Below are 8,424 nucleotides of genomic sequence, written 5' to 3'. Positions count from 1 at the left end.
CACGACATCGTCAACCCCCAGGCGAACAAGTGCCTGGACGTCACCGACAACAACTCCGCCAACGGCACCCGGACACAGATCTGGAGCTGCACCGGTGGCGCCAACCAGAAGTGGAACGCGCCCGCCTCCGCGCAGCCGACCGAGCAGTGCTGGGCGACGCACTACGGCCCTCAGCCGCCCGGTGCCCTGACGGCCAGCGGCGAGGTCTTCGACAACAACGCCGACACAGCGGCGACCTCGCTCAGCCGTCAGCCGCAACTGCCGTTCGGCACGCGGGTCCAGGTGACCAATGTCGCCAACGGCCGGTCGCTGGTGGTCCGCATCAACGACCGGGGCACGTTCGTGCAGACTCCGCAGGAGCCCAAGTGCCTCGACCTGACCGACGGCGCGTTCAGCCGGCTCGGCGGAAGCCTGAACCCGGACGCCGGGCACATCGTCGTCACGCAGACCGTCCTCAACTGACGTACGCGCCCGTCGCAGTTGTCGGCTGACAGCACTGACTCTCTGTGCACCTCAACGCATCCCGCATCGCAGTACGCCCCGTGAACTGGAGCGAATCCCCCATGAATCTCCCGTACATCAGACGGATACCGATGAGACGCGTGCGCCTCGGACGGTTCCTGGCCGCCTCCGTCGCCGCTTGCCTCGCCGTGCTGTTCGCCGTCACCCCGGCCCAGGCCGCCGACGGACAGATCACCGGACTCGCCGGCAAGTGCGTCGACGTGGCGGGCGCGAGCAGCGCCAACGGCACCGCCGTACAGCTCTACGACTGCAACGGCACCAACGCCCAGCAGTGGTCCAACCCCGGTGACGGCACCCTGCGGGCGCTCGGCAAGTGCCTGGACGTCGTCGACCGCAGCACGGCCGACGGAGCCGCCGTACAGCTGTGGGACTGCTCCGGCGGAGCCAACCAGCAGTGGGTGGTCACCGCCGCGCACGACATCGTCAACCCGGCCGCGAACAAGTGCCTGGACGTGCGGGACAACAACTCCGCCAACGGCACCCGCCTCCAGATCTGGAGCTGCACCGGCGGGGCGAACCAGAAGTGGAACGCGCCGGCGAGCGGTGGAGGCGGCACCACGCCTTCCGGGTTCGTCGTCTCCGAGGCCCAGTTCAACCAGATGTTCCCGAACCGGAACCCCTTCTACACCTACAGCGGTCTGACCGCCGCCCTCAGCGCCTACCCCGCCTTCGCCAACACCGGCAGCGACACCGTGAAGAAGCAGGAGGCCGCCGCCTTCCTCGCCAACGTCAGCCACGAGACCGGCGGCCTGGTGTACGTGGTCGAGCAGAACACCGCCAACTATCCGCACTACTGCGACCCGAACCAGCCGTACGGCTGCCCGGCGGGCCAGGCCGCCTACTACGGGCGCGGCCCCATCCAGCTCTCCTGGAACTTCAACTACAAGGCCGCCGGTGACGCGCTCCACATCGACCTGCTCAACAACCCCTGGCTGGTGCAGAACGACTCCGCCGTCGCCTGGAAGACCGGCCTGTGGTACTGGAACACCCAGTCCGGGCCCGGCACGATGACCCCGCACAACGCCATGGTCAACGGCGCCGGCTTCGGCCAGACCATCCGCTCGATCAACGGCTCCCTGGAATGCGACGGCAAGAACACCGCCCAGGTCCAGAGCCGCGTCGACGCCTACCAGAGGTTCACCCAGATCCTCGGCGTCAGCCCGGGCGGCAACCTGTACTGCTGACACACCTCCAGCACGCCCCTGGCGTACGGGCCGGCACGAACCGGGGCCCATACGCCAGGGGCGTCCCTGTTGTGCCGCCGGGTCCGAGCCCACCGGGCCACAACCCCTTTCGCCTGCCGCATCCGATCGAAACCTCTTAGACATCCGATGTGTTGCTTCAGGTTGGTCGGTTCGTTCACCGTCCAGACGATTGACAGGTGCACGAAGGGTACCTAGGTTCGCCGATACACCCGATGTATCGACGATCCGTCAGGTCTGGAGGACAAGGATGGCCTCACAGTCGGACAAGCGCTCAGCGGTCGCCCGGAGGTCCGTGCTCGGTACCGCGCTGGGCGGAGCCGCGGTGGCGGCACTGCCGGGGGCGGCACACGCGGAGCAAGCGGGGACGGGCGGTGACACCGGTCCAGCGGGCGGCAGACGGCCGTGGCGGCTGCGCTCCGCCCTGGCCGACGACACCGCCTGGGAGAAGTTCCTGCGCGGCCAGGACCTGCTGTGGAGCCGGCTGCCCGCCCTCTGGTACGAGGGGCCGTTCCTCGGCGACGGTCTGCTCGGCAGCATGATCTACCGGGAGCCGGACACCAACCGGATCCGGTTCACCGTCCAGCACGGCCGGGTGCAGGACCACCGGCCCGAGTTGGGCAGCGGCTGGGGCACCTGCCGGCTGCCGGTCGGGCACCTCACCCTCGAACCGGTCGGCACCATCACCGCCGTGGACTGGCGGCTGAGCCTGTGGAACGCCGAGCTGACGGGCACGGTGACCACCTCCGCGGGCACACTCACCCTCGCCGCCCTCATCCACGACGAGGTCCTGGCCGTGCGCGTGACGGCGAGCGGCGGCGAGCGGGTCACCTGGACCTTCCACCCCGAGGAGGCCATCAGCCCCCGCAAGATCCAGGAGGCCCCGCCCGCCGGCTACACCGGCAACCCGCCCTGGACCACGCGGACCGCCGCCGACGGCACCGAGCAGGTGCTCCAGCCCCTCACCGGAGGCGGGCAGACCGCCACCGCCTACCGCCGTGCCGGCGACGAACTGCTGCTCAGTGTCGGCCACAGCTTCCCCTCCGGCACCGCCGCCGAGGCCGACTCACTGCGCAACCTGCGGCGCGGGGCGTCGTACGCGGCGCTCAGGCAGCGGCACGTCCGCTGGTGGCACGCCTTCTACCGGAAGAGCTTCGTGTCCTTCCCCGACCAGCGGCTGCAAAGCTTCCACTGGATCCAGCTGTACAAGGTCGCCTCCGCCAGCCGCGCGGGCGGGCCCGTCATGGCCACCAGCGGGCCCTGGCTGGAGCCGACGCCCTGGCCGGCGGTCTGGTGGAACCTCAACGTCCAGCTGGAGTACTGGCTCATCCACGGCTCCAACCACCTGGAACTCGACGCGCTCGCCGGCACGCTGCGGCAGAACCAGGAACAGCTCATCGCCAACGTGCCCGCCGCCTACCGCAAGGACAGCTCGGGCATCGGCCGCAGCTCGGACATGTTCGCCAACCGCGCGGTGGGAGAGCCGGGCACCGGCGCCGAGACCGGCGACCTGACCTGGGCGCTGCACAACGTGTGGCTGTCCTACCGGCACTCCATGGACAAGGCCCTGCTGCGGGACACGATCTACCCGGTGCTGCGCCGGGCGATCAACTACTACCTGCACTTCCTCACCCCGGGCAGCGACGGCAAGCTGCACCTGCCGAGCACGCTCTCGCCGGAGTACCCCGTCGTGCCGCCGCAGGACACCAACTACGACCTGGCGCTGATCCGCTGGGGCTGCCGGACGCTGCTGGAGTCGGCCGAACTGCTCGGCGTCCAGGACGAGCTGGCGCCCCGCTGGCGGGATGTGCTGGCCCGGCTCACGCCGTACCCGGTCGACGACAACGGGTTCATGATCGGCGCCGACACCCCGTACGCGCAGTCCCACCGGCACTACTCGCACATGCTGATGGTGTACCCGCTGTACCTGGTCAACTGGGACCAGCCCGAGAACCGCGAGCTGATCACGAAGTCGGTGACCCACTGGCACGCGCTGACCGGCGCCCACCGGGGGTACAGCTACACCGGAGCCGCGTCGATCTACGCCATGACCGGTGACGGCGACACCGCGCTCGGCTACCTGCGGAAGTTCTTCGACCCCACCACCCGCTACCCCTGCCGGGCCAACACGCACTACACCGAGGCCGGTCCGGTGATCGAGACGCCGCTGTCCGCCTCGCAGTCGCTGCACGACATGTTCTGCCAGAGCTGGGGCGGGGTGATCCGTGTCTTCCCGGCCGTGCCCTCCGCCTGGGCGGACGTCACCCTGCACGACTTCCGCACGCAGGGCGCCTTCCTGGTAAGCGCCGTCCGCGAGGCGGGCGTCACCCGGTTCATCCGGGTCAAGAGCCTGGCGGGCGAGCCGCTGAAGCTCCGGCACGGCCTGAGCGGAACCCTCACCGTGCTGCTGGACGACGGCTCCCCGGCGCACACCCGCGACCTGGGCGACGGCACCCTCGCCATCGACCTGCCCAAGGGCCGCGAGGTGCTGGTCCACTCCGGCTCCCGGCCCGACCTGGTCATCGCACCGGTCGCCATCAGCGAGCCGGGTCCGGCCTGGGGGCTGCCGTAGCGGCCGTCCGTACCCGTCACCCACCTCGACTCCTTCACCCGGGAGGGTTCTCATGGCGGTTCCGATCAGGACCGCGGTCGCCGCGCTGTGCGCCGGGCTGGCGGCCTCACTTCTCAGCGGCGGGCCCGCACAGGCCGGCCAGGACACCGGATCAGGCGCGCACGCCTGGACCGTGTCCGCGCCCGCGCCCGGGCCCGGCGCGGCGGCGTCGGCACCGCGCGCCCGCGTGGCCCTGGACGACACCACCGGCACCCTGAACCTGTCGGTGTCCCGCGGCGGGCGGACCGTCATCGAGCCGTCCGCCGTCGGCATCCGCACCGAGCGGGCCGACCTGTCGCAGGGCCTGCGCTTTCTGCACCGCACGGACCGGCTGGTCGACGAGCGGTACCGGACGAAGTCCGGCAAACGGCTGCACCGGCGCTCCCTGATGAACGAGACGCGGCTGTCGTTCGGCACCGCCGGGGGCGCCCGGTTCGACCTCGTCGTCCGCGCCGCCGCCGACGGCGTGGCCTACCGGTACGTGCTGCCCGCCGGGTACGGCGACGTGTTCGGCGAGACGTCCGCGTTCACCCTGCCGGCGGACGCGCGGGCGTGGCTCAGCCCGTACCGGGTGGACAACGAGGGCCAGTTCACGGAGTACTCCGCCGGGACCGCCCCCACCGGCTCCTACTCGGACCAGGCGCTGTTCGCGACCGACGGCGGCTACACGCTGCTCGCCGAGTCCGGTCTGACCGGCGCCTACTCCGGTGCCCGGCTGGTGCACGACCAGGGCAGCGGTACCTACCGGGTCACGCTCGCCGACGAGCGGATCCACGGCACCGGCGGTCCGCTCGCCACGCCGTGGCGGGCGATGGTCACCGGCAGCCTGGCCACCGTCACCCGGTCCACGTTCACCGACGATCTCGCCCCCGCCTCCCGGGTCGCCGACACCTCCTGGGTCCGGCCCGGCACCGTGCTGTGGACCTGGCTCGCCGGAGGCCGCACGGCCGGGCAGAGCCTCGCGGCGCAGAAGGCGTACGCCGACTACGCCGCCGCACGGCACTGGCCGTACGAGGCCGTGGACGCGGGCTGGTACTTCAAGAGCGACCAGTGGGACACCACCGACCCCGACTGGCAGACGAACAGCTGGCTGCCCCAACTCACCGAGTACGCGCGGGCGAAGGGCGTCGGGATCGTCGTCTGGATCCACCAGCGCGACCTGGACACGCCCGAGGAACGCGCGCAGTGGCTGCCCACGCTGGAGCGGTGGGGCGTCAAGGGCGTCAAGATCGACTTCATGAACTCGGAGTCGCAGTCCATGCTCCAGTGGTACGACGCCATCCTCGAGGAGACGGCCGAACACCACCTCATGGTCGACTTCCACGGCTCCACGATCCCCAAGGGCATCCAGCGCACCTGGCCGCAGGTCATGACCCTGGAGGGCGTGGGCGGCGAGGAGAAGCGCACCAACACGTCCGCCCACCTGACCACCCTGCCGTTCACCCGCAACGTCCTCGGCTCCATGGACTTCACCCCCGGCGGCTTCCAGCGCGTCGGCCAGCGCCCGAACTCCGACGCGGCCGAGGCCGGTCTCGCCGTCGCCTACGAGTCGGGGTTGCAGATGCTCGCCGGCAGCCCGGAGTCGTACGACGCCCGGCCGCTCGCCCGGGACTTCCTCGAACAGCTGCCCGCCGCCTGGGACGACACGCGGCTGCTCGCGGGCGCGCCCGGGCAGGAGGCGGTCCTCGCCCGGCGCAGCGGCGACCGCTGGTTCCTGGGCGGGGTGTACGCCGGTGCCGCGCACAGGGCCGAGGTGCCGCTGTCCGTCGGGGCCGGACGGTGGCTGGTCGAGACGATCCGGGACGGCGCCGACGGGCTGGTCCAGGACCGGCAGGTGGTGCGCGGCGGCGACACGCTCGGCATCGATGTCGTCGCGGGCGGCGGCTTCGCCGGGATCGCCTGCCGCTGGTACCCGGGGATCACCACCTGCCACCGCTGAGGCCGGCCGGCAGCCGTCGTAGGTATGGACCTTCTCGGTCCTTCCCGGCACGGTGGTTGACACTCCGGCGGGCCGGGCGATGCCGTCGCCCGGCCGGCCGGTTCCCCCACCTCCGACCCTCAGGGGCTGCCCTCATGCCGATGCCATCAGCCGCGTCGCGGCTCGCCGTCGCCGCCGCGGGATTACTGCTCACGGCCACCACCGGCACCACCACGGCGGCCTCGGCCGCCGTACCGCCCCACACCGCCCCCGCCCGGATCGCCGTCGACGCGCCCGTCCAGGCCGGCTGGTCCGCGCCGTTGTCGACCAGGGGCCGGTACATCGTCGACGCCCACGGTGATCGCTTCCGGCTGAAGGGCGCCAACTGGGACGGCGCGCAGGGCTCATGGACGGGCAGCGGCAGCGCCACCGACCCGGCCCGTCATCACGCCGGGCAGGACTCGCACGGCATACCGCTCGGTCTGGACCGCGCACCGCTGGCGCAACTGCTGGCGGATTTCCATCAGCTGGGGATCAACACCATCCGGCTGCCGTTCTCCAACGAGATGATCCACAGCACGGCGCCCGTGCCCGACAGCGCGGTCGCGGCCAATCCCCAGCTCCGCGGCATGACACCGCTGGAGATCTACGACGCCGTGGTGGACGCGCTCAGCCGGAGCGGTTTCGCCGTCGTCCTCAACAACCACACCAACACCTCCCGGTGGTGCTGCGGCGTCGACGGCAACGAGCGGTGGAACAGCGGGCAGTCCACCGCTCAGTGGGCGGACGACTGGGTGTTCATGGCCCGCCGCTACGCCTCCGTGCCGCGCGTGGTCGGCGCCGATCTGTACAACGAGGTCCGTCGCGACGTGCTGGACGACCCCAACTGGGGCCTGGGAGACGACCATGACTGGTACGGCGCGGCCCAGCTGGCCGCCGACCGCATCCTCACCGAGGCGAATCCGCGCCTCCTCATCGTGATCGAGGGCATCAACTGGACCGGCATACCCGTGGACGGGCTCCCCCACGGCCGGCCGGTGCTCACCCCTGCCCGCACCCTCTCGCACACCCTCGTGGACTCCCGCAAACTGGTCTACCCCGCCCACTTCTACGGCTACACCGGCCCGCACCACAGCGGCGCCACGGGCGTCGGCGAGACCCATGACGCCCGCTACCAGGACCTGTCCCGCGCCGAGTTGGCCACGGCCCTGGACGACGAGGCGTTCTTCGTGGAGGAGACCGGCCGGCACTACACCGCGCCCGTCTGGGTGAGCGAGTTCGGCATCGGGTCGAACGAGACCAACGCGGCTGCCCGCACCTGGTTCGACAATGTCACCGACTACTTCGCGGACCATGACGCCGACTTCGCGTTCTGGCCGCTGGTCGGCTTCGAGGGCCACGACGACTGGGCGCTGCTGCGGTACGACACCGCGGGGCGCCGCTCCGGCATCCTCGACCCCGGCGACTGGCGCGCCACACCGTGGCAGCGTCTGATGACGGCGCCGGGCACGACCGGTCCCGTGGCGTCCGTCCCGCTCTGGCGCATGCTGAGCACCGATCACGGAGACGCGGTGGCGTCGCCACGGGTGCGCGCCACGGGAGACTGGGACCCGGGAGCGTACAAGGCGGCCTGCCCCGACGGTACGCGACTGGTCGGGCTGAGCCACACCGGCGGGCGCGGTCTGTGCACCGACGCCGACGCGGGGGAGCTGCGCGCCGCCGACGCCCGCCAGACGGTCGTCACCGACGAGCGGCACGTACCGACCGGTGGGGACTGGGCGTCCGGGTACACCAAGTACCAATGCCCTGCGGGGGAGTTCCTGACCGGCTACAGCCTGCGGGGAGAACGCGTGTCGGCGGCGCTGTGCGTCCCGGCACGGACCGGGCTGTCGGGCGCCGGGCGCACGGTGTGGTTCGACCGGTCCGACAACCGTCCCGCCGACGGCGCCGGCGGAGACTTCGCGTACGGCGCCTTCAAGGGCCAGTGCGCGGCGACCGAGTACGCGGCCGGGATCGCCTTCACCACACGCGTGGGCACCCGCCCCGGCCCCGCGGCCCTGCTGTGCCGCACCCTGCCCTGACCGCCTGAACCGCCCGTGCGCACCAGGCCGTGCCGTCCTCGGCCGCCGGAGGGGGCCCGGTCTTGATCGGCCACGGGCGCCAGGGAGCGC

The 8,424-nt window shown here is 71.6% G+C and carries 5 protein-coding genes; all 5 read left to right on the top strand.

The genetic code is table 11. From position 1 onward, the window contains the following. Positions 1-462 (top strand): septal ring lytic transglycosylase RlpA family protein (locus tag ACZ4WH_RS40260; protein ID WP_468190367.1); only part of this gene is annotated, 462 nt, incomplete at its 5' end. Between the two features lie 131 nt (positions 463-593). Continuing rightward, a complete protein-coding gene (locus ACZ4WH_RS40255) occupies positions 594-1,706 on the top strand; it encodes a glycoside hydrolase family 19 protein (RefSeq protein WP_468190365.1) in 1,113 nt (370 codons plus the stop codon). A 268-nt stretch (positions 1,707-1,974) separates the two neighbouring features. After that, the gene (locus tag ACZ4WH_RS40250) at positions 1,975-4,296 is read left to right on the top strand and encodes a glycosyl hydrolase family 95 catalytic domain-containing protein (RefSeq protein ID WP_468190363.1); all 2,322 of its coding nucleotides are present in this window, start codon (positions 1,975-1,977) and stop codon (positions 4,294-4,296) included. A 52-nt stretch (positions 4,297-4,348) separates the two neighbouring features. Further along, positions 4,349-6,274: a glycoside hydrolase family 97 protein gene (locus tag ACZ4WH_RS40245; RefSeq protein ID WP_468190361.1), complete on the top strand. Its 1,926-nt coding sequence runs from the start codon at positions 4,349-4,351 to the stop codon at positions 6,272-6,274. Between the two features lie 134 nt (positions 6,275-6,408). Further along, a complete protein-coding gene (locus tag ACZ4WH_RS40240) occupies positions 6,409-8,334 on the top strand; it encodes a cellulase family glycosylhydrolase (protein WP_468190359.1) in 1,926 nt (641 codons plus the stop codon). Positions 8,335-8,424 lie beyond the last annotated feature (90 nt).

This window comes from Streptomyces sp. NPDC029138 (genome assembly GCF_055564375.1).
This window is presented reverse-complemented; position numbering and strand designations above follow the sequence as displayed.

What these genes read in the sequence shown, in the direction of transcription:
- ACZ4WH_RS40245 (WP_468190361.1), top strand. Translation starts at nt 4,349, where the DNA reads ATGGCGGTTCCGATCAGGACCGCGGTCGCCGCGCTGTGCGCCGGGCTG.
- ACZ4WH_RS40250 (WP_468190363.1), top strand. Translation starts at nt 1,975, where the DNA reads ATGGCCTCACAGTCGGACAAGCGCTCAGCGGTCGCCCGGAGGTCCGTG.
- ACZ4WH_RS40255 (WP_468190365.1), top strand. Translation starts at nt 594, where the DNA reads ATGAGACGCGTGCGCCTCGGACGGTTCCTGGCCGCCTCCGTCGCCGCT.
- ACZ4WH_RS40240 (WP_468190359.1), top strand. Translation starts at nt 6,409, where the DNA reads ATGCCGATGCCATCAGCCGCGTCGCGGCTCGCCGTCGCCGCCGCGGGA.